This is a genomic window from Corallococcus sp. M7, from assembly GCF_054512695.1.
The window spans coordinates 9,822,540-9,848,796 of sequence record NZ_CM137252.1; the positions used below are offsets into that span (position 1 = coordinate 9,822,540).

Here is a 26,257-nt window from a genome sequence, read left to right on the forward strand (position 1 = left end):
TCCGGGCAGCGTGGCACGGCACCTCGGCGCTAACGGCCCCGCGCCTCCGGGACTGCCAACGTACGAAGCCAGCTCAAGCAGGAGCCCACGCGCATCCGGGCAGCGTGGCACGGCGACCCGGCGCTAACGGCCCCGAGCCTCCGGGACTGCAAATCGAGCGAAGTCCTCGCGCCTCCAGGCCGCGTGGCATGGAAACCCGGCGCTGATGGCTCCGCGCACTCGGGACGACGAACGTACCAAGCGAGCTCCATCGGGGCTCATGCGCCGCCAAGCCGCGTGGCACGGAACTCCGACGCGAACGGTCCGCATCCCCGGGATGCGATGCGTCCCTGGCTCGCCCGTGCTTCCCGACGCAAGAACTCCGCGTGCGTGTGGGTCCGCCGGTAGTAGCCTGCCGCGCTGACTCCGATGGAACCCGCGCCCACTCCGCTCGCAGCGCCGTCCCTGTCCGTCCCCTCTCGTGCTTCCCGGGGCCTGGACCTCTGGCCGTTGATCATCGTGGCGCTGGGCGCCTGGGTGCTGCGTGCACTGGCGTTCTTCCATCGCTCCGGTGCCATGGGCTATCCCATGGACTACGGCGAGGGCGTGTACTTCTCCGCCGCGTCGCTCCTGCTGCGCGGGGACCTGCCCTACCGCGACTTCATCTTCGTCCATCCGCCCGGCGCCCTCCTGCTCTGGGCTCCCGGCGCCGCGCTCACGCTGGGGCTCGACGCGGCCACCGCCTACGGCATCACCCGCTACCTCGCCGCCGCCGTGGGCGCTTTGTGCGTGTTCCTCGCGGGCCGGGTCGCCTGGCGCGCCTGGGGTCCGGTCGCTGGCTGCGTGGCCGCGCTCGCCTATGCCGCGTATCCGGAAGCCGCCCTCGTGGAGCGCGGCACGTTCCTCGAGCCGCTGCTCAACGTCCTGTGCCTGGGCTTCGCGAACCTCTGGCTCGCCTCCGACACCCACTCCCGAGCACGCCGCATCGGCGCGGGCGTGCTCCTGGGCCTCGCCATCTCCGTGAAGATTCCGGGAGGACTCTGGCTCATCGCCGCGCTGCTCTCACGCCCGGGGAAGGAGTCCTGGCGCCGCGCGCTCCTGCCCGTGCTCGTCGCGTCCGCCACCTTCGTCGTCGTCGTGGGCCCGCTGGCCGCGCTCGCCCCTTCCGAGTTCCTCCGCGACGTCATCACCTTCCAGGCCGTGCGCCCGCCGGACGGCGAGCTGGACCGCTGGCTGCGCCTGCGTGAGATCTTCCACGAGCGCCGGTGGGGCGAAGTCGTCCTCACCCTCGTGGGCCTGGGCGCCGCGTGCGTCCGCGCCTTCCGTGCCGCTCCCGAGCACCGCCCCGCCGCGCGCTTCTTCGCCTCCGCGTTCGTCCTCAGCGTGGCCCTGTTCCTCGCGTCCAAGACCTACTGGAACCAGTACAACGCGCACCTCGCCGCTTCGGAGGCCGTGCTCGCGGGCCTGGGCGCGTCCGTGCTCCATGCCTTCAGCACCCGCTGGGGCCGCACGGCCTCACACGCCGTGGCCGCGCTCCTGTTCGCCGTCGCGTTCGTTCCCGGCGCGCGGCACGTCTACCAGAGCGCCCAGTTGCAGGCCCCGGACGTGGTGGCGCTCGCGAAGCACATCCGCTCCGACGTGCCTCCCAAGGCGTGCCTCTACTCCTTCGAGCCCGGCTGGGCGCTCGCGGCGGGCCGGCTCCCCATGGGCGCCACGCCCATCGTGGATGGCTACGCCACCATGCTCCAGGACGCCATGAGCACCGGCGACCGCTTCGAGACCACCGACGAGGCCCTCTCCGCCGATGAGGCCCAGCAGGCCCTGCGCATCATGCTGGGCGCCTGCCGCTTCGTCGTCCTCGGCTGGCGGGGCGAGTGGCAGCTCACGCCGCAGGGCCGCCCCTGGTTCAAGCAGCACTTCGTCCGCCGCTTCCCCGAGGGCACCGCCGGCGGCGTGGACCTCTGGGAGCACCGCTAGACGGCGCCCTCCACCCCGGGCACCGGCTGCACCACCGGCTCCTCCACGGCCACGCCCGAGGGCAGCGGCTCCGCCTGGCCAATCCAGTCGCGACCCAGTTGCTCCTGGACCTCCGGTTGCGACAGCGCATGCGGCCCGCGCAGCACCACCGCGCCAGGGCCCGCGTCCATCCACTCCAGCGTGCCCACGCGCCACGGGTTCGGCTCCGCGGCCCGGCCCCACCCGAGCGTCCGCACCAGGTTCACCACGAACACCAACTGCGCCGCGCCCAGCGCGAACGCCGCCCAGCTGGTCCACCGGTTCAACGTGAGCAGGTGCGCGAGGAACGTGTACTGGTACGGGTCATAGAGCCGCCGCAGCTGCCCCGCGTAGCCCGCCACCAACTGGCCACCGAAGACGGCGATGAACAGCACCGCGCTCAGGACCACGTGCACCTTGGCCATGCGCTCGTCCAACGCGCGCCCGTACATGCGGGGGAACCAGAAGTAGAGCCCCGCGAACACCGCGAGGAAGCTGGCCGCGCCCATGGTCAGGTGGAAGTGGCCCACCACCCACATCGTCCCGTGCAGCGGCACGTCCGTCGCCACCGCGCCCAGCGCCAGCCCCGTGATGCCGCCCAGGCCGAAGACAATCATCGTCGCCAGCGCCGCGAGCATCGGCGACGTGAGCCGCACGCTGCCCCGCCACAGCGTCATCAGCCAGTTGAGGAACATCACCTCCGCCGGCAGGGAGATCAGCAGCGTCAGCACCATGAACGTGCGCCCCAGCACCGGCGCCATGCCGCTGGTGAACAGGTGGTGCGCGTACACCGCGCCGCTCAGCGCCGTCACCACGCCCATGGCCCCCGCCGTCAGCCGGTAGCCGTGCGCGGGCTTGCGGCTGAAGAAGGCCACGAAGTCCCCCACCATGCCCCACGCGGGCAGGATGAGGATGTAGACCTCCGGGTGGCCGAACAGCCAGAACAGGTGCTGGTACACCACCGGGTCGCCGCCCCCGCCCACCGCCGCCGCGCCCGCGATGAAGAACTGCGTGCCCGCCACCCGGTCCAGCAGCAGCAGCACCGTGGCCGCCGCCAGCACCGGCACGAACAGCACGTTGAGCACCGCGCCGTAGAACAGCCCCCACACCACCAGCGGCATCCGGTCCCACGTCATCCCCGGCGCGCGGCAGCGCACCACCGTGACGACGAAGTTGAGCCCGTACAGGAACGCGGACACGCCCACGCACAGCACCGCCACCGTCACCAGCGTCTGCCCCAGCCCCGGCGTGAACGCGGGCGTCGCCAGCGGTGGATACGACGTCCAACCCGCGCTCGCCGGCCCCAGCCGCACCACGAACGACACCAGCATCAGCGCGCCGCCCGCCGCATAGGCCCAGAAGCCGAACGGCGACAGCCGGGGGAACGCCATCTGCTTCGAGCCAATCGCCAGCGGCAGCACGAAGTGCCCCAGCGCGCCGAAGAGCAGCGGCGTCACCGCGAAGAAGATCATCAACAGGCCGTGCATCGTGAACACGGCCGTGTACGTGGGCGGAGTGAGCGCGCCCTTCGACTCGGGCAGCACCCACGCGAGCCCCGGCACCGGCTGCCCGGGCCACGCCCACTGGAAGCGGATGAGCATGGCCAAGAGGCCGCCCACCAGCAGGAACAGGAACCCGCCCCACAGGTACTGCCGCGCCACGCGCTGGGGGTCCGTCGTCCAGAGCGACTTCAGCAGCGCCCCCGCCTTCATGGCGTCCTCCACACCCAGCCCCAGTGGGCCGCCGTGTCATCCGGGTCGTAGGCCTGCACCGCCTTGAGGCTCGCCTCGCGCAGCCACGCCGCGTACGCCTCCGGGGACAGCGCCGTCAGCATGCCGCGCATCCGGTAGTGGCTGGTGCCGCAGTGCTGATAGCAGGCCACCTCCCACGAGCCCTCGCGAGCGGCCTGGAACCACGTCTGGTTCACGCGGCCCGGGATGGCGTCCAGCTTCACGCGGAAGGCCGGCAGCGAGAACCCGTGCACCACGTCCGTGGAGACCAGCTGCACCCAGACGGGCACGTCCGCCGGCACGCGCAGGTCGTTCCACGTCACCACGTCGTCCTTCGTGCCGAACGCCCCGTCCGCGCCCGCGTACCGCGCCTCCCATGACCACTGGTGCGCGTTGATCTGGATGCGCACCGTGCGCGGATCCTCCGTGGGGACGCGGAAGTTCCAGAGCACGTCGTTCAGGTAGCCCTGGGAGCCCAGGAACAGCGTCCCGTCCACCACGCCGAACGCGCACACGGCCAGCCCCAGCACCCACGCCTTCGAGCGCCGCGTGCCCCCGTCCGGCGCCACCTTCCGGGCGCCCCGGAAGCGCGCCACCGCCAGCAGCATCCACCCGAGCATCACCGCCGCCAGCGCCACGTCGAAGCCATGGCTCGTGGCCAGCAGCGCGTCGATGCGGTCGCCCGTCGCGCTCGCGTTCTCCGGCGGCGCCAGGCTCCAGGCGCTCCGCGCGGGAGGCACCGCCAGGGGCGCCTGCGCATCCGGCGGCGCGACGTCGCTCGGGGATGACGAGGGCAACGCGGGGGACTGCGCCATCACGGGTGCTCCTGTTCCACGGGGGCCGAAGCCCGATCCGCCTTCCCCGCCCGCCAGGCCGCCCAGAGCCCCACGCCCACCAACGCGAAGGGCACCAGCATCAGCGCCAGCAGCAGCTCGCCCGCCCCACCCGGGGACTCCGGCGCCCGGGCCGTGCACGAGGGGCACGCCCACGCCGCCGCCGGCACCAGCCCTCCGACGAGCCCGAGCCAGCCTCCGAGCGCCAGCGCCCGGAAGCCTCCCCATCCGCCCTGCGAAGCGCGTCCACCCGGGGGCTGGAAGAGGGCCTGGGACATGGCCTCCGGGCTAGCACGCACCCAACGTCCCCTCAAGCAGCACCCCGTCCGCTCGGGAGCGGCCACTCTCCCTCATGCCTCGCATGCGGCCAGCCCCTACCCCGCCAGGCCCGGCGCTTGTGCGCCCCCCGCCGATGCCGTACGTGCCGACGCATGTCCGTCGAATCGCCCTCGTCTCCGTCCGCCGCTCCCCGCTCCCGTCCCGTCCGCCGCTCGTGGGTCTGGGCAGGCATCGCCGTGGCGTCGCTCGGCTTCATGGGGGTGGCGGTCCACGACATGGTGAAGGACCGCTCCCAGCCGCCGCCCCGCCTGGGCGCGCTGCCGGACTTCACCTTCACGCGGCAGGACGGACAGCCCTTCGGACTGAAGCAGCTCCGCGGCCGCCCGTTCATCGCCAACTTCATCTTCACCCGCTGCCCCACCGTCTGCCCCGTCTTCACGCAGAAGATGGCGCGCGTGCAGGAGCACACCGCGAAGCTGGGGACGGACCTCCAGCTGGTGTCCTTCTCCGTGGATCCGGCCTACGACACCCCGGAGCGGCTGGCCGAGTACGGGACGAAGTACAAAGCGGACTTCACCCGCTGGAACTTCCTCACCGGCGACTACGCCACCCTCAAGGACACCATCGTCCAGGGCTTCAAGATCAGCATGGGCCGCGAGGCCGGCGCCCCCGAGGACGACCTGCTCTCCATCTTCCACGGCACCCACTTCGTGCTGGTGGACGGCACCGGGGAGATTCGCGGCTACTACGACAGCGCGGACCCCGAGGCGACCCAGAAGCTGGAGACCGACGCCTTCCGCATCACCCGCGAAGAGGGCTGAAGCCCCCCCTTCCTGATCGCGCCCGCACTCCGGGTGCGACACGCCGGGTCGCACTCCACCCGGGCCCAAGCCCGTAACGGAGCCGAAATCGTAGCCCGCAAAGCCGAAAGGCCGGCCCCACCTCGCGGTGAGTACCGGCCTTCGTGCCTGAGTCACGCCAACTTCAGCGGGGAACTCAGTTGAGCAGCGCCGCCTGGGCGTGGGCGAACAGGTTCTGCACGTTCTGCTGCGCGGGCTGGGAGGCCAGCGCGCCGACCTTGTCCGCGCCATCCTTCACCACGCCGGCGATGTCCGCGATGGACTTCACGGTGGGGGCGAACTTGGTCAGCTGGGACAGACCGGCCAGGGGGCCCTTGGAGAGCAGGGACGCGCCGGAGTCGATGAACTTGTCCACGAACGGCTTCGCCAGCTTGCCCAGGCCGAACGGGAGCTTGTCCAGGAGACCGCCCGCGATGCCCTTCAGGCCGCCCGCGATGGCGCCCATGGGGTTCTGAACGAAGTTCAGCGCCTTGCCCGCGATGTTCGCGACGCCGCCCGCGATGTTGGAGACCGTCTTCGCGACGCTGCTGACAACCTTGCCGATGCCGCCCATGGTGAAACCCCCTACTTGAACTTGGTTTGGAGAGTGTGAGCCGGAGTGAAGCTTCAAAAGGATTCTCGGAGGGGGGAGGAAAATGTTTCCTCCCCATTTTCCGATCTATTTCACGGAGATTCCCAGGCGGGCTTCAGCCCCGGGTTCCGCCGCCGCCCTTCTTCAGCTGGTCCATCAGCTCCTTCTGCTTCGCCTCGTCCTGGGGGGCCTTGGGGGTCTCGGCCGCGGGGTTCAGGCTCGGCTTGCCGGCCCCGGCGCTCTTGCTGGCCTCGAACTCGGACTTGGCGAAGGGGTTGCCCTGGCCGGGCAGCTCACCCTTGGCGCCCGCGACCAGGAACTCACCGACCTCCTCCACCGTGTGCACGGGGAAGCCGTTCGCCTTCAGCTCCTCGTCGGACACGACGTTGAGCATGGGCTCCTTGTCCTTGTCCTGGGCGTACTCGAGCACCAGCTCGACGTAGTCCTCCAGCTTCATCCCCACGGCATCCGCGATGCGCTTCGTCTCGGGATCCTTGAGGAGCTCCGCGCGGACGACTTCCACGGGACGGGACAGACCACGCTTCTTGCCAGGGGCTTGCTGGGACATTGCGGTTTCGCTCCGGAGAGGAGAGGAAAGACGGCTGGGAACAACTCTAGCCCATCTTTCCAGTAGTACCCATTCCCCGCCCCGGACCGCCCCCGGCCCCCTCTGGGAGCCCCCCTTCGCGGGAGGCTCCATCGGGTTTCAGCGGACCGCGTTGCGGGGCGCGCCCTTGCGCGCGGGGGCCGCGGCCTTGCGCTTGGGCAGGATGCGGGTGACGGAGCCGGGGCGGCGGGCCGCGGCGGCGGCGCGCTCCTTCTCCTCGGCGGCCTTCAGCGCGGCGGCGCGCACGGCCAGCACCTCCGCCTGCTGCGCCCAGCGGCGCTTGAGCGCGTCCCGCAGGCCGTCGGTCTGCAGGTCCACCTGCGCCTGGTTCAGCCGGTAGTGCAGGTCCTCGCGCAGGGTGCCCCGGGTGAGGGCGGCCATCGCGGTGCCGGACACGCCCACCACCACCTTGGGCCGCTCCTCCTGCATCTGGAGGCAGCGCAGGATGAGGCCCTGGGCGTCCAGCGGCAGCTTGCCCGCGTCCGCGATGAACACCACGCCATTGGGCTGACGGAGCGCCGCGGCCAGCTCCTGGGCCTGGCGCACCTCCGTGAGCGGGACGCCGAAGTTGCGCGCGGCTTCCTCCGCCCAGGCCCTGCGCTCATCCTCGGTGCCCCCGTGGATGATCAGCGATGCTCGGTTGGAGACGAGGTCCTCTTCTCGATAACCGCGAAGAGCCACGGGATGCCCTACCCTTCTGGGAAAGCGGGTCCTCCCAAAGTCTAACGCCCTCCAGGGTCGCCTGTTCAATCCCTTACGTGCGGGAAAAAAACAGGGACCCGTTTCCCGGGGAGCCCCTCCACTGGACGCCCGTTCCCGGGTCAAACCGAAGGCACCACCATCACGGGCCGGCGGCAGCGCAGCACCAGCTCGCGCGCCACCGCCTCCTCCAGCACGTCCGGGACCACCTCGCGCCGGGCGGACGTGCCCACGCAGACCAGGTCCACGCCCTCGCGCTCCGTGGCCTGGCAGATGGCGATGGCGACGTCGTCCCCGCTGACCCCCTCCACGCTCCAGTGCACCGCCTGCGCGACCGTGTCCCCGGGCACCTGCGCCCAGAGCCGCTTCAGCACCCGGTCCCGCTCGCTGTCGGGCTCCGGGAGCACGCCGTGGAAGTCCCGGGGGCCCCGCTCGCGGCCCCGGAGCCGGTGCACGTGCAAGAGGTGCACGCGGCCGCCCGGCCCCACCAGCGAGCACGCCTGCGCGATGGCCTGTCCCGAGGCGACGGTGAAGTCCACCGGCACCAGCGCGCTCCGGGGCGGAGGAAGCCGGCGAGGCTCGCGCACTCCGGGAGGGATGCACGCCACGGAGCGCTCCGCGTGGCGCAGCACCCCTTCCGACACGGAGCCGTGCCACAACCGCTGCATGCCGCCGCGCAGGTGCATGCCCACCACCGTGAGCTCCGCGCTGCGCGCGTGGGCCACGTGCAGCAGGTGGTCCGCCGGGCGGCCATAGCCGGGCTCCAGCACCACCTCCACGCGCCCCTCGCCCTCCAGGTCGCCCAGGCGCTCGCGCACCTCGCGGTGGAGCACGCGCTCCACCAGCGGATCCAGCCCCTCCATGCTGCGCTCGCGCGGGTCCAGGCGCTCCACGTGCACGGGGGTGTGGATGCCCAGCCGCTCGCGCTCCTCCAGGGGCGAGCACACGTACGTGGCCAGCACGTCGCATCCGCCCACGCGCCGCAGCTCCCGCAGGAAGGTGATGGCCGCGTCGGACGTGGAGGAGCGGGGGTCCACCCCCACCATCACCAGCAGCCGGCGCCGGCCCCGGGCCCAGTCCAGGAGCGCCGTGTCCCGGCGCACCGCCAGCACCGGGGCGCAGCCGTGGCGGGCCAGGCGCTCCGCCAGGGACGTCTTGCGCCAGGGAGACGTGCGCCAGCCCTCGGCGGCCACCACCACCAGCCGGGCGCTGCGGCACTCCTCGTCCCCCAGCAGCGTCTCCACGGAGGCGCCCCGCTGCATGCGCGGCTCCACCATGCCCGCGAAGGCCCTCAGGCGCGCGGCCTCCGCGGCCAGCCCCCCTTCCGCGGCGGACAGGGCGTCCGGAGCCTCCGCGTCCGGCACCTCGTCATCCACCCCCAGGAGCAGCAGGGGCTCTCCCAGGCGGCCGGCGAGCGTCGCCGCGACGGTGGCCGCGTGCGCGGCGTCGGCGGACAGGTTGGTTGCGCAGATGATGGCCATGGCAGGGCCCCCCGAGGAGGCAATGCCCGCTGGAGCCTCCCCCGTCAGGAAGGATGCGCACGCCGGGTGCCCGGTGACGTGCGGCCCGGGCATGCCGGCCTGCCTGCCCACCAGGGTGGGGCGGCCCGGCGGCGAGGCCCTCCCTAGCGCAGGAGCTGCTGGTGCCCGTCGTGGTTGGTGTGGTCCTGGTTGTCGCCCGTGCCGCCGCGCTGGTTCTCACGGCCGAAGCTGGACAAGAACACGCCCTGGTCGCTGCTCGCGTAGTGGTAGGGCCGGCCCCAGGGGTCCAGGGGCACGGCGTGGAGGTAGCGGGGCACCAGTATCTCGTCCAGCTTCCCCTCCTCCGGCAGCTTCCCCTCGTGGTCCGCGCGGTAGCGCTCCAGCGCGTCCAGGATGAGGGTGAAGTCGGCGTGGATGCGCTGGGCCTGCTCGGGGTCGCGGCGGCGGAAGGCGGTGAGCACCAGGGCCACGACGAGCGCCACCGCGAACACCACCGCCACCCAGGGCAGCGGGGAGCGGCGGGACTTCTCGGGGATGGCGGACGGGGACGAGGTGGCGGACATGGCCCGCTCACCCTACCGCGTCAGAGGGCGCGGTAAAGCGGCACCGGCTGCTGCTTGCCCTTCAGGCGCACCGGCGGCAGGTCCTCGAAGGCGGTCTCGTTCGCGTCCACCAGCTCGCGCGTGCGCTCGCCCACCAGGATTTCCCCCGGCCCGGCCAGCGCGCACAGCCGCGCGGCCACGTTCACCGCGTCGCCGATGCAGGTGTACTCCGCCCGCATCGCGCTGCCGATGTTGCCGGACACCACCACGCCCGAGTTGAGCCCCACGCCCAGCTCCAGCACCAGGGGCCGGCCCTCGCGGCCGTGGGCCACCCACTCGGCCTCCGCCACGGCGCGCAATTCCGCCACGGCCTCCATCATCATCTTCGCGCACTGCAGGCCGCGGAGCGCGTCATCCGGGCGGCCCACCGGCGCGCCGAAGACGGCCATCAGCCCGTCGCCCAGGAACTTGTCCAGCGTGCCGCCGCAGGTGAGCACCGCGTCCGACAGCCGGCCCAGCACCTGGTTGAGCACCGCCACCACCTGTTCGGGAGGCAGGCTCTCCGCCAGGCCGGTGAAGTTGCGGATGTCCGCGAACAGCACCGTCACCTCGCGCTTCTCGCCGGCGAGCACCGCCGCGTCCGCGCTCTTGAGGATCTCCTCCACCACCGCGTCGGACGTGTAGCGCGCGAACAGCTTGCGCATGCGCTCCGTCTCGTCCGTGCGGCGCACCACGCTCTCGATGCGCGCCGCCAGCTCGTCCATGGACGCGGACTTGTTCACGTAGTCGTCCGCGCCCGCGCGCAGGCCGCGCACGCGCTCCGCCTCGCGGTCGTTGGCGGTGAGCATGATGACGGGGATGGCGCTGCGCGGGCCCTCCTTCAGCCGCCGGCACAGCTCCACGCCGTCCAGCCCGGGCATCTCCAGGTCGCTCAGCACGATGGCCGGCTGGAGGCGCCCCATGCCCTCCAGGGCTTCGTAGGGGTCCTGGAAGCAGAGGACCTCGTAGCCCAGGGCCACCAGCCCCTCCTGCACGAAGGCGCACGCCAGGGGGCTGTCGTCCACCACCACCACCCGGCGGCGCCCCTCCGTCGCGGGACGCGGCAGGTCCTGCCGGCCGACGATGCGGTTCTGCACGCCCAGCGCTTCGTAGATCTGCTTGTACGTGCAGTGGCCCAGCTCGACGAGGATCTCCCCCAGCCGCCGCCCGTCGCGCCGCTGCCGCGCCAGCGCCTCGTCCAACTGCGCGAGCGTCACGTACTTGAGCCCCACCAGCAGCTCGCCCAGGGGCGGCTGCGCGGGCCCCTTCTCGTGGTTCAAGCCCAGGGCCTCTCCCAATGCGTCCTGAATCTGCTCGCGCGACACGTAGCCCAGGGAGATGAGCGCCTCTCCCACGCGCTGGCCGGTGAGGGCCTGGAGCGCGAGCGCCTCCTGCACCTGTCCCGGCGTGACGACGCCCAGCTTGAGCAACAAATCACCGAAGAGGGGGTTTGATGCACTCACGTGGAAGCCTCCGTGACACGCCTGTCCGGCGAGCGTAGCGCAACCGTGGCCGTCAGTGTTCGAACACCCGACTGAAGGCCATGACGATCTCCAGGATGATCAACGCGACGATCATCACCTCCAGGACGTGCGAGCGGTCGATGTCCACCTCGCCCTTGAGCAGGCCATAGGTCTGCGCGAGCAGCTGCTGCTTGCGCGTGACGGAGGCCTGCCACGCGGGGATGCGCAGGCGGCGCACGGCGCCCTCGTAGACCTTGGCCAGGTAGAAATCGCCAATGATCTTCAGGCTGTTCTCCACCCGCTCCACGAACTCGTTGAGGTCCACGAGCGTGCCCAGCGTCTCGCGCGCGAGGTTGCGGTAGGGGCTTCGGAACAGCGTGAGCCAGCCGGGCTTGCGCGCCTGCACCTCGTCGTGGATGCGCGCGATGTGCTTGTCCAACCGCTCGTCGTAGTAGCGGAACTCCAGGAGCTGCGCGTTGGCGATCTCCAACAGGTCCGGGATGTCGCGCGAGCCGGATGGCTCGTAGACGAACGCGCTGTTCCAGTCCACGACGACCAGGTCATGGGCGGTGTAGCTGAAGCGCACCTGGGTGACGGCCTCGCGCTCACGCGGCGCGAGCGGCGCGGTGGTGCTCTCTCCCAGCAACAGCCGCGCGATGTCCGCGCGCTGGAACAGCTCCTCCGCGGAAGGGTTGCCCTGGATGCGCTCGGCGAAGATGACGGTGTAGCTCTCGCTCTGGTCCCAGAGGTGCGGCCCCTGCACGGCGGCGGCGATGGTGCGGCGCACGCCCTCCACCAGCTCGCGCGCCAGGTCCTCCAGGGCCTGGCTGTCATAGAGCTCGTCCGCGACCTGGGTGAGCGTCTCCCAGGTGGTGCCGGGAGCGACGGGGACGCGCAGGATGATGGACGCGGCGCCGTGGTCGAACAGGCGCGCGGTGGCGTCCACGGTGACGGGACCGCCGCGCAGCGCGAGCGGCCTGCGGCCCAGCTCATAGGCCACGGGCGGGTTGGGCAGCTGGATGTACTGGCTGTTCTCGCGCGACAGCTTCAAGCGGCGCGAGTCCTCCGAGAGCGCCTTGCGCGCGCGCTCCAGGTCGATCTCCTCCGCGATGTCGAACGTGCGGTAGCAGAGGATGTGGGCCTGTTCGAAGAGCAGCGTCATTCCGGCGGGCGCGGACATGGTGCGGTGAAGCCTACTCGACGTCCTCCCACAGGACCTTGAGTTCCAGGGGAAGCGCCTCGAAGGGTTCCGCGTGGACGGTCTCCGAGTTCCCGTAGGCCCCCAGTAGCAGGTAGTGGCCGCCTTCCAGCCGGAAGACCTCCAGCATGTGTTCGCGCGGGTCCACCATCCAGACGTGTTTGACGCCCTCTCGGGCATAGATGGGCAGCTTCCGGGCCCGATCCAACCGGAACGTCGACGGGGACATCACCTCGCACAGCCAATCCGGCGCCAGCGTGAAGCCCACGACGTCAGGCACCTTGGGCATCCGCTCCCGGCGCCAACCCGCGAGGTCCGGCACCAGGACGTCCTTGCCCAGGTGCAGCTCCGGCTCGGCAAGGATGATCCACCCTCCAGGGCCTCCACGGCCCCGGTCGAAGGGACCGTAGAGCTCGCCTCCCAGATGCCACGCCGCGACGGCATGCCGCGAAGCCGGCCGGGGGCTCGCGTACAGCTCCCCGTTGACGATCTCCCCCACCTGATTCGAAGGGAGCGCTTCCAGGTCGGCGTAGGTGGCGGGCTTTCGGGTCATCTCAGGGACGTGTAACCTAGCAGGTAGGGACATGCCCGGACACTCTCATGCCCGTCTGACACGTGTACCCCGGTGGCCGGGAGCCCTGGAAGGGCCCCCGGGCCTGAAACATCTCCGGATGTTTCACTCAGTCGCCGCCGCCCTCGGGCAGCTTGATGCCAATGCCACCCGGGCCCTCGCCGTTGTCCGGCATGTTGCCAATGTGGCCCGGCGTGGGGACGGGGCGGTCTCCCGCCTGACGCTTGTTCTTCTGTTCGTCTTCCGGAAGCTGCGGTTCCTTCCGGGGGCTTTCGTGCTCACCCATGGTGGCTCCTTCGCGGGTTGAGAGGATTTGACCTCTCCCAAGCTAGGGAGCCCGTGCCCCGGCTGGCACCCCGCCCCTGCCGGTCCGCGGAGCATGCGGGGGCACGAGCGGGGCCCAGGGGCCCTCAGGCGCCCCGGGGCTTCGCGGGCGGCGTCAGCGCCGTGCGCACGTCCCACAGCTCCGGGAAGAAGCGCAGGTCCAGCGCCTTGCGCAGGAAGCCCACGCCCGACGAGCCGCCCGTGCCCTGCTTGAAGCCGATGATGCGCATCACCGTCATCATGTGACGGTAGCGCCAGAGCTGGAACCGCTCCTCCGTGTCCACCAGCTTCTCGCACATCTCATACGCGTCCCAGTGCTTCTCGGTGTCCTCGTAGATGCGCCGGAACACCTCCATCACCTGGGGGCTCTTCTCATACGGCTGACGCCAGTCACGCTCCACGTGGCTTCTGGGAATGTCGTGGCCCATGCGCGCCAGGTGACGCAGGAATTCGTCGTAGATGCCGGGCGACTCCAGCAGGCGGTCCAGCTCCGCGTGCACGCCCTGCACGTGCTTGAAGGGCCCCAGCGCCGCGTCGTCCTTGTTGCCCAGCAGGAACTCCAGCGCCCGGTACTGGAAGCTCTGGAAGCCGGACGCGTGGCCCAGCGTGTCGCGGAACTCCAGGTACTCGTTCGGCGTGAGCGTCTCCAGCACGCTCCACTGCTCGAAGAGCATCCGCTGGATGTGCGCGACGCGCGCGAAAATCTTGAACGACGGCTCCAGCCGGTCCGCCTGGATGTAACGGATGCAGGCGGACAGCTCGTGGATGAGCAACTTCATCCACAGCTCGCTCGTCTGGTGCTGGACGATGAACAGCAGCTCGTCGTGATGGGGAGGCTGGGAACGGGGCACCTGCGCGGACAACAGGCGGTCCAACTGCAGGTAATCGCCATAGGTCGTCCGGCCCGCGAGGTCCGTGACGATTCCAGGCTCCAGGTCGCGTTTGTTCATGGCCCGGGCACTCATGCACACCAACCCCCTCGCGGCGCAAGCACATCCTCCGCGCGGTCACTCCTGCCACGTGCTTCCAGACGGAAGGACGCGGTCCACCTGTATGCCCGGGCCGGGGCGACGACTGATACTGCTTAAGCGTTCTTCTGAGCGGCTTCCGCGAGCGCCTTGGAGGCGGCGCGGCCACGGGGCAGCTTGATGTCCTCCACGCTGTTGGGGTTGGCGTAGTCGGACCACTCGGAGGGACGGCGGTTGGTCTTCTCCAGCATGCGCAGCTTCTGGTAGTGCGCGGCGCAGTAGCCCTTGGTGCGGCTGGGCTTGCCGCAGCCCTTGATGGCGCACTCACGGGCGCCGCCCTCCGCCGCCGCCGGCTTGCGGCCCCGGCGCTTGCCACCCGCCGCCGCCACCGGCGCGCTCACCGCGGCCCGGCCCGCCGGACGACCCACGGGACGACGACCGGCCTTGCCAGCCGCGGGCGCGTTCGCGCCGAAGAGGGGGCCCACCACCTGAGCCAGGGGCGCCAGCCGCTCGGCCACGCTGCGCAGCGCATCCAGGTCCGCCGTGCCCGACTCCAGACGAGACACCACGTCGCGCAGGGGCTTGAGCTGCACTTCAATCTCGTTGCGAATCATCTCGCGGAACGCCTTGTCAACTGACATTTCGACCAATCCTCGGTTTAAGGGGGGAGCATTGCCTTGGCGTGAACCGGCACGCCGGACTACCAATACCTTCCAGAAAGGCAATTGTCGAAGGAAGCGATAAAAAGTTGTGACGCCACTGCGTATCAGCAGGCGAGAAAGGCCCGGGAAATGGGGGCCGGCGACGCTTTCAGGCGCTTCTCACGCATCCCAATGCAGGGGTTCCAACAACGCTCCACGACCGGAGGCGGGGGGGTGCTGCGAGCGATCCAGCAGTTCCTCGTACGTCAGTGCCAGGTCGTGTCCCAGTTCCTCCAATTCCTCCTCGTCCAGGGACGCGGACAGGCGGGGGAGCACCCCGTGTTCCATGGCCTGCACATGCGCCACGACCTGATCCTCCAGCGTGAACAGGCGTGCCTGCCACTCGACACCGCGAGGCGTCAGCTCCTGCAATTCCTCCATCAATTCTCGCAGGGTGAGATGGTCCTCGGCCTCCTCGCGGGCGCGGGTGCGGCCCTCCACGCGAGTCAGCAGCGGCTGGACACAGCGCTCCTCCAGGCGGGAGTGCAGGCGCAGGAGGCGGGACAGGGCTTCCTGACCGTGAGTCAGCTCCTCCGTGTCCGCCTCCGAAGCCAGCCGCTCCAGCAGCTCCTCCAGCTCGCGGTGTTGCTGAAGAAGGATGTCAAAAGGGCCGGCCATGCCCCCAAGCATCAGCACGGCTCCGGAAGCAGACAACCGCACCCCTCCGGCGGCGGTGAAAGGCAGCCTGCTGGCGTGCATGCCCTTTTCCGGTGATGGCGGCGGTGGAGCCCCTGCCCGGCCGCCTGGTTCCAGGGTGCCGGCGCGCGAGGGCGGCCGCATCATTGGCTCCACCGTGGAAAACCCACTCACCAGCGTCCGTCAGGCCGTCTTCCGTTTCGCGGAGGGCGGCGCCGCCCTGTCCGCGCGTTATCACCGCGCCCGGCTGGTGGGAGCTGAACATTTGCCCAGACAGGGACCGTTGCTGCTCGTGGGCAATCACGGTGTCTGGGGATACGAGACCCCCGCCTTCTTCCACCTCCTGCACCAGGCCACGGGGCGCTATCCGCTGGGGCTCGCGGAGCGGGGGTTCTTCAAGATTCCCCTCGTGCGCACGGTGTTGCCCTGGCTGGGCGGGGTGGAGGGGACGCGGGAGAACGCGCTCCGGTCGCTCCAGGAGGGGCAGCTCGTCGTCTGTTATCCGGGCGGCGCGCGGGAGACCTTCAAACGCAGTCAGGGCCGCTACCGGCTCCGGTGGGAGCGTGCGCTGGGCTTCGTCCGGCTGGCCATGCAGGCCGGGGTGCCGGTGGTGCCCTTCGCCGGCTTCGGGGTGGATGACACCTTCTTCTGGCCTCCGGACGAGGACCGGTGGTGCGTGCGCCTGGCCGCGGAGGACAAATACCGCATGCCGTTGGTGATGGGATTGGGGCCCCTGCCGCTGCCAGTTCAATTAACCTTCGCCGTGGGTGAACCCCATGAGCCGCCGCCGTCGGGTGCGTCGGAGTCGCGCGTGAGAGCCTTCCGGGACCGTGTGGCCGCCAGCGTCCGGCGCCTGCTGCTGAGGGCCTGCCATGCTTGATACCGCCTCGACTCCCGTCCCCGCCCCGCCCCGCCCGCCGCCGCTGGTGCCGGACGTGGAAGACATCCAGCGAGGCTACGAGCGGCTGGACTGCGAGGAGCGCGTCGTCCGGGGCACGGCGGTGCGGCTGTTCACCTTCCCCGGGGGCAACAGGGATGTATCACGCACGGTGGTCTGTCTTCCGGGGCTGGGCGCCAGTGGCCGCTCCTTCGCGCCCATGGAGCCGCTGGCGGAGGCGTGGAACCTGCTGTTGTGGACGCCGCCGCTGAAGACGCCCGCGACCCATACGCCGTTGCAGTGGAACCTGTCGGTGCTCAACCACCCGGAGGCAGGGCTGCCGGAGCGCTTCGCGTTGATGGGGTCCTCCTACGGCAGCCTGCTGTCCATCGCGTATGCGTTGGAGCACCCCCAGCGGGTGAAGGCGCTGGTGCTGGTGTCGCCGGTGGCCAGCGTGCGCAAGGTGCGGCGGCTGGCGTTGACGCTGTCCACGCTGGTCCGTGCGCCCCGGCCGCTGGCGTATGTGTTCGCGCCCACGGTGGCGCGCGTGCTGGGAGGCCGGTGGCTGCCGGCGGAGGGACGGGCGGAGATCGTCCGCGAGGCCCGGCGCCTGTCGTCGCTGGAGCTGATGCGGCGGCTGCGCGACATCCTGGCCGCGGACTTCCTGCACCGGCTCCAGGAGCTGCGCGTGCCCACGCTCATCATCGAGGGCGGCCGCGACCTGCTGGTGCCTCCGGCCGCGGCGCGCGACGTGGCGGCGCATGTGCCGGGTGCCCGGCTGGAGTTCCTGGAGACGGCCAGTCACCTGCCGTACATGAGCCACCCGGAAGCGTTCAATGAACGCGTGTCCGACTTCCTGTCGCGGCACCCGGACTGAGCAGGCGTTATTTCTAGTCGCGGGGGAACACACTCAGATGACCACTGCCTCGGATCAGTTGTCCCGCTCCGCGCTGCTGTTCCTGTCGCGTCAGTCCAACCTGAAGGACGTGGCCACGCGGCTCAAACCCTTTCGCCAGCTGGCGTCCCGCTTCATCGCGGGAGAGACGCTGGAGGAAGCGGTGGACGCGGTGAAGGCCCTCACGGCGAAGGGGCTGATGGCCAGCTTCGACCACCTCAACGAAGCGGTGCGCTCACCGCAGGAGACTCGCGACGAGGTGAAGCAATACCTGCGGCTGCTGGCGCGCATCGACCAGGTGGGCGTGCGGGCCAACGTGTCGCTGAAGCTCACGCAGTGCGGCCTGTTGTTCGACCGGAACCTGGCGCTACAGAACGCGCGGGCGGTGGTGGCGGACGCGACGGCGCGGGACTCGTTCGTGCGCGTGGACATGGAGGAGAGCGCCGTCACGCAGACGACCCTGGACATCGTGCGGGATTTGCACTCGGAGTTCGGTGAGCGGCACGTGGGCGCGGTGCTCCAGAGCTACCTGCGGCGCACGGAGGAGGACGCGAAGGCCCTGTGCGCCGAGCGCGTCCGCATCCGGCTGTGCAAGGGGGCCTACCTGGAGGGTCCCGACGTGGCCTTCCCGGACAAGGCGGACGTGGACGCGAACTTCGTGCGCTGCATGCGCATCCTGTTGGACAGCGGCGTGTATCACGGCATCGCCACGCATGATGAGCGGATGATCGACGCCACGTTGGAATACGCCGCGCGTCAGCATCTGCCCAGGGGCGCCTTCGAATTCCAGATGCTGTATGGCATCCGGCGCGACCTCCAGGAGCAGCTGGCGAAGGACGGGCACCCGGTGCGTGTCTATGTCCCGTATGGGAAGCACTGGTATCCCTATTTCATGCGCCGGCTGGCGGAGCGTCCGGCCAACCTGTGGTTCGTGATGCGCAACCTGATGAAGGGGTAGCCCATGAGGAATCCATACGCCGCGGCCTATGTCGCCGGAGCCGTGGGTACCGGTGCGCTGGGATTGCTGGTCACCGTGCGCAACGCCTGGCTGGGCCATCCGCCGCCCTACGCCGCGCGAAACATCGCGCGGCACGTGCTGAGCCGGCTGTTCCGCCGGAAGCTGTCCCGGCATGAAGCGTCGCAGTGGGCCTTCGCGCTGCGCGCGGGCTATGGCCCCCTGCTGGGCATGGGCTGGGGCCTGGTGCGGGTGCGCACGGCGAAGTGGACCCTGCTGCACAGCGGCGTGCTGCTGGGCCTGGGGGTGCTGGCGTTCGAGCGCGCGGCCTTCCCCGTGTTCAAGGCGACGGCGCTCGCGAACACCTGGTCGCGCGCGGAGCACGTCTGGCTGTTCGCCCAGACGGCCCTGTTCGGCATCGTGACGGAGGCCACGATGCGCTGGCTGGTGAAGGAGGAGGAGCCCGCGCCCCAGGGGAGCGCGGGCTGAGGGCCTCCCGTCAGGACCTGCCGCCCTTGTGGGGGAGCAGCGTCTCCACCACTTCCTTCATGGACTGCTTGAGGAAGCCGCCCGCGTCCGCGTCGCCCTTCACCACGGCGGAGGCGAACATCTTCGCCTGCTCCACGGTGATGTGCGGCGGCAGGGGCGGCACGTCCGGGTCCGTATAGGCCTCGAAGACGACGGGCCGGTCCGCGGCCAGCGCCTCATCCCACGCGGCGGCGACGCGGTCCGGCCGGTCCACGCGGATGCCCTTGAGGCCCAGGGACTCGGCGTATTTCGCGTAGGGGAAGTCCGGCAGGTCCTGCGACGCGGCGTACTTCGGATCGCCGGCCATCACCCGCTGCTCCCACGTCACCTGGTTCAGGTCGCGGTTGTTGAGCACCAGGACGATGAGGCGCGGGTCCTTCCACTCCTTCCAGTACTTCGCCACGGTGATGAGCTCCGCGTTGCCATTCATCTGCATGGCGCCGTCGCCCACCACCGCGAGCACCGGACGGTGGGGGAAGGCGAACTTCGCGCCCAGGGCGTACGGCACGCCGCAGCCCATGGTGGCCAGGTTGCCGGACAGGGACGCCATCATCCCCTGGCGCACCTTCAGGTCGCGCGCGAACCAGTTGGTGGAGCTGCCCGAGTCCGCCGTGAGGATGACGTCCGCGGGCAGCTTCGGGGACAGCTCCCAGAACACGCGCTGCGGGTTGAGGGGGTTCGCGTCCGTCATGGCGCGCGCCTCCAGCACCTTCCACCAGCGCGCCACGCCCTTCTCCACGCCCTCGCGCCAGCTCCGGTCCTCCTTGCGCTTGAGCTGGGGGATGAGCGCGCGCAGCGTCTCCTTCGCGTCGCCCACCAGGCCCACCTCCATGGGGTGGCGCAGGGAGATCATCCGGCCATCCAGGTCGATTTGAACGCCGCGCGCCTGGCCCTCCGGCGGGAGGAACTCCGAGTAGGGGAAGCTGGTCCCCACCATCAGCAGCGTGTCGCATTCCTGCATCAGGTCCCAGCTGGGCTTCGTGCCCAAGAGGCCGATGGAGCCCGTCACGAAGGGCAGCGCGTCCGGCAGCACCGCCTTGCCCAGCAGCGCCTTGGCCACGCCCGCGCCCAGCCGGTCCGCGACCTCCACCACCTCGTCCGCGGCGCTCAGCGCGCCCGCGCCCACCAGCATCGCGACCTTCTTGCCGGCGTTGAGGACGTCCGCGGCGCGGCGCAGGTCCGCGTCCTGGGGAATCACTCGTGGGGATGCGTAGCCCACGCTGGAGTGCACGGTGCCGTGCTTGCGCGGGGGCGGCTCATAGGGCAGCTCCTGCAAGTCGTTGGGCAATATCAGACACGTCACGGTGCGCTCGGCCCGGGCGATGCGCACGGCGCGGTCCAGCGCGTGGCGGGCGGCGGAGGGCGCGGTCACCATGGTGACGTACTCGCTGGCCACGTCCTTGAAGAGCGTGGTGAGGTCCACCTCCTGCTGGTAGTGGCCGCCCAGGGCCGTGCGGGCCTGCTGGCCGACGATGGCCACCACGGGCTGGTGGTCCAGCTTCGCGTCGTAGAGGCCGTTGAGCAGGTGGACGGCCCCCGGGCCGGAGGTGGCCATGCACACGCCCACCTCGCCGGTGAACTTCGCGTGCGCGCAGGCGGCGAAGGCGGCCATCTCCTCGTGGCGGACCTGCACGAACTTCATCTCGGAGTTGCGCCCCAGCGCGCCCAGCACGCCGTTGATGCCGTCCCCCGGGTAGCCATAGATGCGGCGCACGCCCCACTGGATGAGGCGGTAGACCAGGTAGTCGCTGACGGTGGCGCTCATGCACGAAAAGCTAGTGACCAGGGCGCCCCCTGGAGCCCGGTGGCACGCGGGTGCCCGTTCCACCCGTCCGTGAGCGGGCCTGCGTGCAGGCGGCTACTGGCGGCTGGGAGGCTCCAGCTTGGGGTCCTCTGGCCCGCGCCTGCGCCGCCGGGCCCTGTCATGGGCGAGCTCCGGCCGTTTCTCCGCCAGCCAGGCGATGGCGTGGGCGGAGCTGGGGATGGTGAGCATCAGGAACGCGGCGACGAGCAGCCCTCGCAAGAAGAGCCAGGCGTCCGCCGTCGCCAGCGTGGCGCCGATGATGACCAGCGCCCCGCCGAAGGGCACCGCGCCCGCCGCGTGCACGCGCGTGAGCACCGAGGGCAGCCGGTACATGCCGATGATGGCGGCGGTGATGAAGAACAGGCCCAGCACCACCAGGGCATCGGCCACCCACTGCAACAGGGCGGACATCATCGGGTGTCCTCCTCGTCGTGGAAGGTGCGGCCGTGGTGCAGGTAGCGGGCGCCGGCCACGGTCTGCACGTAGGAGAGCAGGGCCAGCACCAGGGCCGCGTCCAGGTAGCCAGCCTCGCCGCGCGTGGCGCCGTACAGCGCCAGCACCGCGCAGATGACCAGGCCCAGCGTGTCCACGGACATGAGCATGTCCGCCGAGGAGCGCTGCCGCGAGGCCAGCAGCACCATCGCGCCCAGCAGGCCCACCATCCACACGATGGCCAGGGTGAAGAAGGTCTCGTGCATCGCCGGCGGCCTCCTACGGGAACACCGCGCGCTGGTAGCGCTGGTAGAAGTTGTCCTGCTGTTGGATCAGCTTGTCCGGATCCGACGCGTCCAGCGCGTGCACGCGCATCAGGCGCTTCTCCCAGTCCAGCTCCAGCAGCACCGTGCCCGGGGCCAGGGACAGGACCCACGAGGACACCTGCACGCCGCGCGCGGTGCGCTCGCCCATGGGGAACTCCACGACGCCCGCGTGGCTCGCGCGCTCGGCGGGACCGAAGATGGTCGCGAGCACATGGAAGCAGCTGCGCGTCACCAGCACGACCAGGGCCCAGCCGAAGCGGGGCAGGTGCAGCGTGCGGCGCCAGCGCTCGCGAGCGCTCAGCACCGGCGGCAGGCCCGCCAGGGGGAACAGGCGCATCACGCCCAGGGCCAGCACCACGCCCAGCGCGAGGTCCACCGGGTGGAAGCTGCCCACCATCAGCGCGTACAGCAGCGCCAGGGGCAGCGCGTGCGCGAGCGTGCGGAGCCTCATGGCAGCGTCCCCAGGCCCTGGATGGCGTCGCGTCCGGCGCGCAGGAGCGGCTCCGGCCAGAGGCCCACGACGATGAGCGCCAGGGACAGCGCGTACACCACGGCCCCCGTGCCCCGGTGCAGGGCCGCGCCCTCCCTCAGCCAGCGCTCGCGCTGATAGGCGCGGAAGAGGGCCAGCAGCGACAGGGCGCTCGCCAGCACCACCAGCCCCGCGAGCCAGGCATGCCCCTGCTCCAGCGCCGCTCGCAAGAGCCAGGCCTTGGACCAGAAGCCCGCGGTGGGCGGCACTCCCGCCGTGCTGAAGGCCGCCACCGAGTAGGCCCGGCGCGCCCGCTCACCGCCCCGGTCCTGCGCCAGGAACAGCGCCGTCTTGTCCACGGAGCCCGCGAGCGCCAGCGCCACCGCCGCGCACAGGCCCTCGCGGCCCTCCAGGCTCAGCGCGGCGATGATGAGCCCCGCCTGCGAGATGGACGCGTACGCGAGCACCTCGCGCGTGTCCCGCCGGGAGAGCGCGAGGATGGAGCCGTAGAGGATGCTCGTCGCGCCCAATATCTCCAGCAGCGGCCGGGCCTGCTCCAGCACCTGGGGCAGCACGTCCACGCCGAAGCGCAGCAGTCCATAGCTGCCGATGTTCGCCAGCGCTCCCGCGAGCAGCGCCGCCACCGTGGGGCCCGCGTCCCGGTAGACCGCGGGCGCCCAGAAGTGGAACGGGAAGAAGCCCAGCTTCACCCCGAACGCGCAGAGCAGCAGCGTGCCCGGCACCAGCAGCGCGAAGGGCGGCCCGGCCTGTCCCGCAGCGATGATGGACAGCATGTCCAGCGTGCCGGTGGTCAGGTACAGCATCACCACCGCCGTGAGGAACAGCGTGGACCCCATCAGGTTCACCACCACGAAGGTGAACGCGGCGCGCAGGTTGCGGGGCTTCTCGCCGTACGACGCCAGCCCGAAGGCGGCCGTCATCGCCAGCTCGAAGAAGACGTAGAAGTTGAACGCGTCCGACGTGAAGAACACCCCCGTGAGCCCCGCGCCCATGAAGACCACCAGCGCGGGGAAGCTGCGCGACGTGATGCCTCCGGCCACGTGCTCGTACACGAGCGTGCCCAGCAGCACCGCCGTGGACACCAGCGCGAACACGATGGACAGCTGATCCGCGCGCAGGCGGATGCCCACGCCCACCGGCCAGTCCCCCGTGACGAACTGGGGCGCCTGCGCGCTCCAGGCCTGGGGCAACAGCCACGCCGTGCACACGAGCGTGCCCGCGAGCCCCACGATGGCCAGCCACGCCACCCACGCGCGGCGTCCATCCAGGAACGCGAGCACCGTGCCCAGCACCCACGGCAGGAGCAGCGGACCCCAGAGCGGCATCAGGGGTCCTCCTTCTCCACGGCGTGCACGCGCTTGAGCTCCGCTTCCACCAGCCGGTCCGTGCGCAGCGAGCCGTGCGCCCGCTGCGTGCGGTGCACCAGGGTGAGCAGCAGCGCGGACACCGCGAAGCCGATGACGATGGCCGTGAGCGCCAGCGACTGGAGCACCGGGTCCGTCACCGGCCAGCCGGGCTGCACGCTCAGCGCCTCGCCCCGCTCCGGGAACGAGCCCGCGAGGATGAGCAGGACGCTGGAGTTGGTGATGAGCACCGTGCCGCACGCCACGCGCACCAGCTCGCGCTCCAGCACCATGCGCACGCCGCACGCGAACAGCAGGCCCACCACCAGGGACGCGATGAGGATCATGGCCCGGACTCCTCCTCCGAACCGGTGCGCAGGGCGAAGCGGTCGATGACGGTGACCACCAGCCCGAAGACGATGAGCATCAGCCCTCCCTCGAAGATGAGCGCGGTGTGCAGGTGGAGGCCTCCCACGCCCAGCTCCGGCTGGTCCGGCCGGGGAAAGAGGCTCATGGGCGTGTAGCCCGCGAGCACGGGCAGGAACGCGGTGCCCACCACGAGCACGAGCCCCACGCCCGCCAGCGGCGCCGCGTACCGCACCGCCACGTAGCGCCGGGCCTGTTCGCGGCCCACCGTCACGTACTGGAGCAGCACCGCGAGCCCCGCGAGCGCCCCGGCCGGGAAGCCGCCGCCCACCGACGCGCCGCCCTTCAGCCAGAGCGACAGCGCGATGATCAACGACGGCCACAGCAGGAGGCGCGACAGGGGTGGGACGAAGGAGATCATCGCTTCCCTCTGAGGCTCAAGAGGCTGGTGACGCCCAGCAGCGCCGCGACCACCACGGTCATCTCGCCCACCGTGTCCAGGCCCCGGAAGTCCGTGAGCACCGCGGCGACGACGTTGGGCGAGTGCGCTTCCTTCGCCAGCTGCACCGTGCGCGCGCCCACGCGGTCGGTGTGGAGATGGGACAGGGCGCTCCAGCTCAGGAGGAAGGCGCTCGCGCCCGCGACTCCCGCGGCCAGGCGGTCGCGTCCGCGGGGTTTCTGGGCCTCGTCCTGGGCGCGCTGGAGGCGGTCGCGGGGCAGCAGGGCCAGCAGGCCCGCGAAGAGCAGCGTGAAGGTGGTCTCCACCAGCACGGAGGTGAGGGCCACGTCGGGCGCGGCGGCGAAGGCGAACACCATCGCCAGGCTGAAGCCCACGCAGGAGATGAGCAGCACCAGCCGCAGGTGGCCCTTCGCGCGCAGCGTGGCCAGCGCGGCGGCGGACGCGAAGGCGAGCGCCATCACCAGCGTGATGTCCGCCCACCCCACGGGGCCCACCTTGAAGCGGTCGCGCAGCGGCGTCACGCCCAGCACCGCGAGGCCCAAGAGCCCCGTGGGCACCAGCACGGACGCCACGCGGTCGCGCAGGTCGCGCACCTCCTTCTCGTGCAGCCACGTGGACAGCCGATCCAACTGGTGCAGCAGCAGGCGGTAGCCCCGCTCGGCGCCCACGTGGGATGCGACGTCCAGCATGCGGGAGAGCGCGGGCGTCCACGCCCGGCGGGTGGCGAACATCGCCGCGCCCAGGATCCAGGCCCCCATGGCGAGCAGGTTCTCCGCGCGCGCGTCCAGGTGGTACGCGAGCTCCAGCGTGGAGGGCTCGCCGCGCATCGCTTCGGCGGCGGCACGCGCGGGCGCGACCAGGAGCCCCGGCATGACACCGCCCAGCAGGATGAGCGCGGCGAGCACGACGACGGGGGCCACGAGCAGGGGCGGCGCGGAGGGCACGTCCTGGCGCGGTCCTCCGAAGAGGCCCCACCACAGGCGCAGCGTGTACGCGAGCGTCATGCCCGCGCCCACGAGCCCGGCCGCCATGAACACGGGGCCCTCTTTCGCGAGCGCGTGGAAGAAGACCTCGTCCTTGAAGAAGCCCACGGTGAGGGGCAGCGCGGCGAGCCCCGCCGCCGCGACGGCGCTGGCGCCCGCGAGCACGGGGAGCGAGTGGCGCAGGCCTCCGACCTCGGACAGCTTCTTCTTCCCGGTGACCTGGGTGACGGCGCCCGCGGTGAGGAACAGGGCGGCCTTGCACGGCGCGTGGGCCGCCACGTAGAGCGGCGCGCCCTCGGAGCCCAGCGCCACCAGCACCAGCGCGTAGCCGTACTGCGCGATGGTGGAGTACGCGAGCACGCGCTTGAACGGGTCCGCCACCAGGGCCATCAGGCTGCCCATGCCCATGGACAGGAAGCCGATGGCGAGCAGGCCGTGGCGCACGTCCGTGGCGGGAGCGAACAGGGGGTAGAGGCGCTGGAGGAGGAAGACGCCCGCGGCGACCATCGCGGCCGAGTGCAGGTACGACGACACCGGCGTGGGCGCGGCCATGGCGCGCGGCAGCCAGAAGTGGAACGGCACCTGCGCGCTCTTGCCCAGCGCGCCCACGGCCAGGCACACCAGGGCGCCGGTGGACGCGGGGGACTGCGCGGCGCGCTCGAAGACGAGCGGCAGGGAGAAGGTGCCGTACTGGAGGCCCAGCGTCATGGCGCCAGCGAAGAAGACGACGGAGGTGGCGCCGGTGAGCACGAGCGACAGGAGCGCGGCGGCGCGCGACTCGGGGTCCTCGCGGTCGAAGCCGATGAGCAGGTAGGAGATGATGGTGGTGAGGTCCAGCGCCACGAAGAGCAGCACCAGGTCATCCACGGTGACGAGCAACACCATGGCGGCCATGAACGCGAGGATGAGCCCCTGGAAGCGCACCTCGTCGCGCGCGGGGCGGCCCTCCTCGTGGAGGTGGTGCGGCATGTACGCGCGCGAGTACAGGACCACGAGCGCGCCGATGCCGAGCGCCATCGCGGCATAGAGGCCGGACAGGCCGTCGCGGGTGAACTCCAGAGACAGGCCCCAGGAGGGGGCCCACGGGAGCACGAGGCGCGTGGGCGCCTGCGTCGTCCATTCATGGACCAGCGCCCCCATCGCCGCGAGCGCGCCCGCGGCGCCCATCCACGCCGCTGCGCCCGGACGCCACCGGCCCGCGACATAGGCGAGCGGCGCGCACGCCAGGGCCAGGAGGATGGGCAGGAGAAGGGGCATGGGCGAAGAGGCCCACGTTAGGAGTGGCCCGCTGACGCAGGCACACAACCGTCAGCCCCGCGTAC

The 26,257-nt window shown here is 71.0% G+C and carries 29 protein-coding genes; 6 read left to right on the forward strand and 23 right to left on the reverse strand.

What is annotated here, in order from left to right:
- Nucleotides 1–408: 408 nt before the first annotated feature.
- The gene (locus ACX114_RS39635) at nt 409–1,956 is read left to right on the forward strand and encodes a glycosyltransferase 87 family protein (RefSeq protein WP_459293216.1); all 1,548 of its coding nucleotides are present in this window, start codon (nt 409–411) and stop codon (nt 1,954–1,956) included.
- Here the strand turns inward: ACX114_RS39635 and ACX114_RS39640 are convergent.
- Genes ACX114_RS39640 through ACX114_RS39650 form a run of 3 tightly spaced genes read right to left on the reverse strand, consistent with a single transcriptional unit; the run spans nt 1,953 to nt 4,815 of the window.
- Complete coding sequence (locus ACX114_RS39640) at nt 1,953–3,686, reverse strand: cytochrome c oxidase subunit I (protein ID WP_459293218.1); 1,734 nt, start codon at nt 3,684–3,686, stop codon at nt 1,953–1,955. The genes ACX114_RS39635 and ACX114_RS39640 overlap by 4 nt on opposite strands.
- Nucleotides 3,683–4,519 carry a cytochrome c oxidase subunit II gene (locus ACX114_RS39645; protein ID WP_459293220.1) on the reverse strand — a complete coding sequence of 279 codons (837 nt, stop codon included), beginning with the start codon at nt 4,517–4,519 and terminating at the stop codon, nt 3,683–3,685. Before ACX114_RS39645 ends, ACX114_RS39640 begins: the two co-directional genes overlap by 4 nt.
- Nucleotides 4,519–4,815, reverse strand: a complete 297-nt coding sequence (locus ACX114_RS39650; protein WP_459293222.1) for a hypothetical protein — start codon at nt 4,813–4,815, stop codon at nt 4,519–4,521. The genes ACX114_RS39645 and ACX114_RS39650 overlap by 1 nt, the downstream gene beginning before the upstream one ends.
- A 153-nt stretch (nt 4,816–4,968) precedes the next feature.
- Between ACX114_RS39650 and ACX114_RS39655 the strand changes: the two genes are divergently transcribed.
- Complete coding sequence (locus ACX114_RS39655) at nt 4,969–5,637, forward strand: SCO family protein (RefSeq protein WP_459293224.1); 669 nt, start codon at nt 4,969–4,971, stop codon at nt 5,635–5,637.
- A 175-nt stretch (nt 5,638–5,812) separates the two neighbouring features.
- Here ACX114_RS39655 and ACX114_RS39660 read toward each other — a convergent pair whose 3' ends face one another.
- The 12 genes from ACX114_RS39660 to ACX114_RS39715 all read right to left on the reverse strand — a co-directional run bounded on the left by ACX114_RS39660 (nt 5,813) and on the right by ACX114_RS39715 (nt 15,458).
- Nucleotides 5,813–6,229, reverse strand: coding sequence for a hypothetical protein (locus tag ACX114_RS39660; RefSeq protein WP_459293226.1), 417 nt, complete (start codon nt 6,227–6,229; stop codon nt 5,813–5,815).
- Between the two features lie 133 nt (nt 6,230–6,362).
- Complete coding sequence (locus tag ACX114_RS39665) at nt 6,363–6,815, reverse strand: hypothetical protein (RefSeq protein ID WP_459293228.1); 453 nt, start codon at nt 6,813–6,815, stop codon at nt 6,363–6,365.
- A gap of 138 nt (nt 6,816–6,953) precedes the next feature.
- Nucleotides 6,954–7,535: a Fis family transcriptional regulator gene (locus ACX114_RS39670; RefSeq protein ID WP_459293230.1), complete on the reverse strand. Its 582-nt coding sequence runs from the start codon at nt 7,533–7,535 to the stop codon at nt 6,954–6,956.
- 140 nt (nt 7,536–7,675) lie between these two features.
- Nucleotides 7,676–9,034, reverse strand: a complete 1,359-nt coding sequence (locus tag ACX114_RS39675; protein ID WP_459293232.1) for a universal stress protein — start codon at nt 9,032–9,034, stop codon at nt 7,676–7,678.
- Nucleotides 9,035–9,177: 143 nt separating this feature from the next.
- Nucleotides 9,178–9,597: a type II secretion system protein GspG gene (locus ACX114_RS39680; protein WP_459293234.1), complete on the reverse strand. Its 420-nt coding sequence runs from the start codon at nt 9,595–9,597 to the stop codon at nt 9,178–9,180.
- A gap of 20 nt (nt 9,598–9,617) precedes the next feature.
- Nucleotides 9,618–11,078 carry an adenylate/guanylate cyclase domain-containing protein gene (locus tag ACX114_RS39685; protein ID WP_459293236.1) on the reverse strand — a complete coding sequence of 487 codons (1,461 nt, stop codon included), beginning with the start codon at nt 11,076–11,078 and terminating at the stop codon, nt 9,618–9,620.
- A 52-nt stretch (nt 11,079–11,130) separates the two neighbouring features.
- Nucleotides 11,131–12,258 (reverse strand): hypothetical protein, encoded by a 1,128-nt coding sequence (locus ACX114_RS39690; RefSeq protein ID WP_459293238.1) that lies wholly within the window; start codon nt 12,256–12,258, stop codon nt 11,131–11,133.
- Between the two features lie 13 nt (nt 12,259–12,271).
- Nucleotides 12,272–12,829, reverse strand: coding sequence for a Uma2 family endonuclease (locus tag ACX114_RS39695; protein WP_459293240.1), 558 nt, complete (start codon nt 12,827–12,829; stop codon nt 12,272–12,274).
- Nucleotides 12,830–12,956: 127 nt separating this feature from the next.
- Nucleotides 12,957–13,133 (reverse strand): hypothetical protein, encoded by a 177-nt coding sequence (locus tag ACX114_RS39700; protein ID WP_158616773.1) that lies wholly within the window; start codon nt 13,131–13,133, stop codon nt 12,957–12,959.
- A 124-nt stretch (nt 13,134–13,257) separates the two neighbouring features.
- Entirely contained in the window at nt 13,258–14,121 is an 864-nt protein-coding gene (locus ACX114_RS39705; protein ID WP_206882619.1) for a tryptophan 2,3-dioxygenase, read from the reverse strand.
- Nucleotides 14,122–14,255: 134 nt separating this feature from the next.
- Nucleotides 14,256–14,780, reverse strand: a complete 525-nt coding sequence (locus tag ACX114_RS39710; RefSeq protein ID WP_120592783.1) for a cell wall protein — start codon at nt 14,778–14,780, stop codon at nt 14,256–14,258.
- Nucleotides 14,781–14,960: 180 nt separating this feature from the next.
- Entirely contained in the window at nt 14,961–15,458 is a 498-nt protein-coding gene (locus tag ACX114_RS39715; RefSeq protein ID WP_459293243.1) for a hemerythrin domain-containing protein, read from the reverse strand.
- On the opposite strand from ACX114_RS39715, the gene ACX114_RS39720 reads away from it, so the two are divergent.
- The 4 genes from ACX114_RS39720 to ACX114_RS39735 are packed head-to-tail and all read left to right on the forward strand — an operon-like array spanning nt 15,457 to nt 18,692.
- Nucleotides 15,457–16,356, forward strand: a complete 900-nt coding sequence (locus ACX114_RS39720) for a lysophospholipid acyltransferase family protein (RefSeq protein WP_459293245.1) — start codon at nt 15,457–15,459, stop codon at nt 16,354–16,356. The genes ACX114_RS39715 and ACX114_RS39720 overlap by 2 nt on opposite strands.
- Nucleotides 16,349–17,230 carry an alpha/beta fold hydrolase gene (locus tag ACX114_RS39725; RefSeq protein WP_459293247.1) on the forward strand — a complete coding sequence of 294 codons (882 nt, stop codon included), beginning with the start codon at nt 16,349–16,351 and terminating at the stop codon, nt 17,228–17,230. Before ACX114_RS39720 ends, ACX114_RS39725 begins: the two co-directional genes overlap by 8 nt.
- 37 nt (nt 17,231–17,267) lie before the next feature.
- Nucleotides 17,268–18,206, forward strand: coding sequence for a proline dehydrogenase family protein (locus tag ACX114_RS39730; RefSeq protein WP_459293249.1), 939 nt, complete (start codon nt 17,268–17,270; stop codon nt 18,204–18,206).
- 3 nt (nt 18,207–18,209) lie between these two features.
- The gene (locus tag ACX114_RS39735; protein WP_459293251.1) at nt 18,210–18,692 is read left to right on the forward strand and encodes a hypothetical protein; all 483 of its coding nucleotides are present in this window, start codon (nt 18,210–18,212) and stop codon (nt 18,690–18,692) included.
- Nucleotides 18,693–18,702: 10 nt separating this feature from the next.
- Here ACX114_RS39735 and ACX114_RS39740 read toward each other — a convergent pair whose 3' ends face one another.
- From ACX114_RS39740 to mbhE, 8 genes are all read right to left on the reverse strand, one after another.
- Nucleotides 18,703–20,496: a thiamine pyrophosphate-requiring protein gene (locus tag ACX114_RS39740; protein WP_459293253.1), complete on the reverse strand. Its 1,794-nt coding sequence runs from the start codon at nt 20,494–20,496 to the stop codon at nt 18,703–18,705.
- Between the two features lie 93 nt (nt 20,497–20,589).
- A complete protein-coding gene (locus ACX114_RS39745; RefSeq protein ID WP_459293255.1) occupies nt 20,590–20,949 on the reverse strand; it encodes a cation:proton antiporter in 360 nt (119 codons plus the stop codon).
- Nucleotides 20,946–21,233 (reverse strand): monovalent cation/H+ antiporter complex subunit F, encoded by a 288-nt coding sequence (locus ACX114_RS39750; protein WP_206786610.1) that lies wholly within the window; start codon nt 21,231–21,233, stop codon nt 20,946–20,948. The genes ACX114_RS39745 and ACX114_RS39750 overlap by 4 nt, the downstream gene beginning before the upstream one ends.
- Before the next feature lie 13 nt (nt 21,234–21,246).
- Complete coding sequence (locus tag ACX114_RS39755; protein WP_459293257.1) at nt 21,247–21,744, reverse strand: Na+/H+ antiporter subunit E; 498 nt, start codon at nt 21,742–21,744, stop codon at nt 21,247–21,249.
- Nucleotides 21,741–23,108, reverse strand: coding sequence for a complex I subunit 5 family protein (locus ACX114_RS39760; RefSeq protein ID WP_459293259.1), 1,368 nt, complete (start codon nt 23,106–23,108; stop codon nt 21,741–21,743). Before ACX114_RS39760 ends, ACX114_RS39755 begins: the two co-directional genes overlap by 4 nt.
- On the reverse strand, nt 23,108–23,473 hold the full coding sequence (locus tag ACX114_RS39765; protein ID WP_459293261.1) for a sodium:proton antiporter: 366 nt from the start codon (nt 23,471–23,473) through the stop codon (nt 23,108–23,110). The genes ACX114_RS39760 and ACX114_RS39765 overlap by 1 nt, the downstream gene beginning before the upstream one ends.
- Nucleotides 23,470–23,913: an MnhB domain-containing protein gene (locus ACX114_RS39770; protein ID WP_206786606.1), complete on the reverse strand. Its 444-nt coding sequence runs from the start codon at nt 23,911–23,913 to the stop codon at nt 23,470–23,472. Before ACX114_RS39770 ends, ACX114_RS39765 begins: the two co-directional genes overlap by 4 nt.
- Nucleotides 23,910–26,192 (reverse strand): hydrogen gas-evolving membrane-bound hydrogenase subunit E, encoded by a 2,283-nt coding sequence (gene mbhE, locus ACX114_RS39775; RefSeq protein ID WP_459293263.1) that lies wholly within the window; start codon nt 26,190–26,192, stop codon nt 23,910–23,912. Before mbhE ends, ACX114_RS39770 begins: the two co-directional genes overlap by 4 nt.
- Nucleotides 26,193–26,257: the final 65 nt, after the last annotated feature.

Coding starts and splice junctions, on each gene's coding strand:
- ACX114_RS39635 (WP_459293216.1), top strand. CDS start 409: ATGGAACCCGCGCCCACTCCGCTCGCAGCGCCGTCCCTGTCCGTCCCC.
- ACX114_RS39640 (WP_459293218.1), bottom strand. CDS start 3,686: ATGAAGGCGGGGGCGCTGCTGAAGTCGCTCTGGACGACGGACCCCCAG.
- ACX114_RS39645 (WP_459293220.1), bottom strand. CDS start 4,519: ATGGCGCAGTCCCCCGCGTTGCCCTCGTCATCCCCGAGCGACGTCGCG.
- ACX114_RS39650 (WP_459293222.1), bottom strand. CDS start 4,815: ATGTCCCAGGCCCTCTTCCAGCCCCCGGGTGGACGCGCTTCGCAGGGC.
- ACX114_RS39655 (WP_459293224.1), top strand. CDS start 4,969: ATGTCCGTCGAATCGCCCTCGTCTCCGTCCGCCGCTCCCCGCTCCCGT.
- ACX114_RS39660 (WP_459293226.1), bottom strand. CDS start 6,229: ATGGGCGGCATCGGCAAGGTTGTCAGCAGCGTCGCGAAGACGGTCTCC.
- ACX114_RS39665 (WP_459293228.1), bottom strand. CDS start 6,815: ATGTCCCAGCAAGCCCCTGGCAAGAAGCGTGGTCTGTCCCGTCCCGTG.
- ACX114_RS39675 (WP_459293232.1), bottom strand. CDS start 9,034: ATGGCCATCATCTGCGCAACCAACCTGTCCGCCGACGCCGCGCACGCG.
- ACX114_RS39680 (WP_459293234.1), bottom strand. CDS start 9,597: ATGTCCGCCACCTCGTCCCCGTCCGCCATCCCCGAGAAGTCCCGCCGC.
- ACX114_RS39690 (WP_459293238.1), bottom strand. CDS start 12,258: ATGTCCGCGCCCGCCGGAATGACGCTGCTCTTCGAACAGGCCCACATC.
- ACX114_RS39695 (WP_459293240.1), bottom strand. CDS start 12,829: ATGACCCGAAAGCCCGCCACCTACGCCGACCTGGAAGCGCTCCCTTCG.
- ACX114_RS39700 (WP_158616773.1), bottom strand. CDS start 13,133: ATGGGTGAGCACGAAAGCCCCCGGAAGGAACCGCAGCTTCCGGAAGAC.
- ACX114_RS39705 (WP_206882619.1), bottom strand. CDS start 14,121: ATGAACAAACGCGACCTGGAGCCTGGAATCGTCACGGACCTCGCGGGC.
- ACX114_RS39710 (WP_120592783.1), bottom strand. CDS start 14,780: ATGTCAGTTGACAAGGCGTTCCGCGAGATGATTCGCAACGAGATTGAA.
- ACX114_RS39720 (WP_459293245.1), top strand. CDS start 15,457: ATGCCCCCAAGCATCAGCACGGCTCCGGAAGCAGACAACCGCACCCCT.
- ACX114_RS39715 (WP_459293243.1), bottom strand. CDS start 15,458: ATGGCCGGCCCTTTTGACATCCTTCTTCAGCAACACCGCGAGCTGGAG.
- ACX114_RS39725 (WP_459293247.1), top strand. CDS start 16,349: ATGCTTGATACCGCCTCGACTCCCGTCCCCGCCCCGCCCCGCCCGCCG.
- ACX114_RS39730 (WP_459293249.1), top strand. CDS start 17,268: ATGACCACTGCCTCGGATCAGTTGTCCCGCTCCGCGCTGCTGTTCCTG.
- ACX114_RS39735 (WP_459293251.1), top strand. CDS start 18,210: ATGAGGAATCCATACGCCGCGGCCTATGTCGCCGGAGCCGTGGGTACC.
- ACX114_RS39740 (WP_459293253.1), bottom strand. CDS start 20,496: ATGAGCGCCACCGTCAGCGACTACCTGGTCTACCGCCTCATCCAGTGG.
- ACX114_RS39745 (WP_459293255.1), bottom strand. CDS start 20,949: ATGATGTCCGCCCTGTTGCAGTGGGTGGCCGATGCCCTGGTGGTGCTG.
- ACX114_RS39750 (WP_206786610.1), bottom strand. CDS start 21,233: ATGCACGAGACCTTCTTCACCCTGGCCATCGTGTGGATGGTGGGCCTG.
- ACX114_RS39755 (WP_459293257.1), bottom strand. CDS start 21,744: ATGAGGCTCCGCACGCTCGCGCACGCGCTGCCCCTGGCGCTGCTGTAC.
- ACX114_RS39760 (WP_459293259.1), bottom strand. CDS start 23,108: ATGCCGCTCTGGGGTCCGCTGCTCCTGCCGTGGGTGCTGGGCACGGTG.
- ACX114_RS39765 (WP_459293261.1), bottom strand. CDS start 23,473: ATGATCCTCATCGCGTCCCTGGTGGTGGGCCTGCTGTTCGCGTGCGGC.
- ACX114_RS39770 (WP_206786606.1), bottom strand. CDS start 23,913: ATGATCTCCTTCGTCCCACCCCTGTCGCGCCTCCTGCTGTGGCCGTCG.
- mbhE (WP_459293263.1), bottom strand. CDS start 26,192: ATGCCCCTTCTCCTGCCCATCCTCCTGGCCCTGGCGTGCGCGCCGCTC.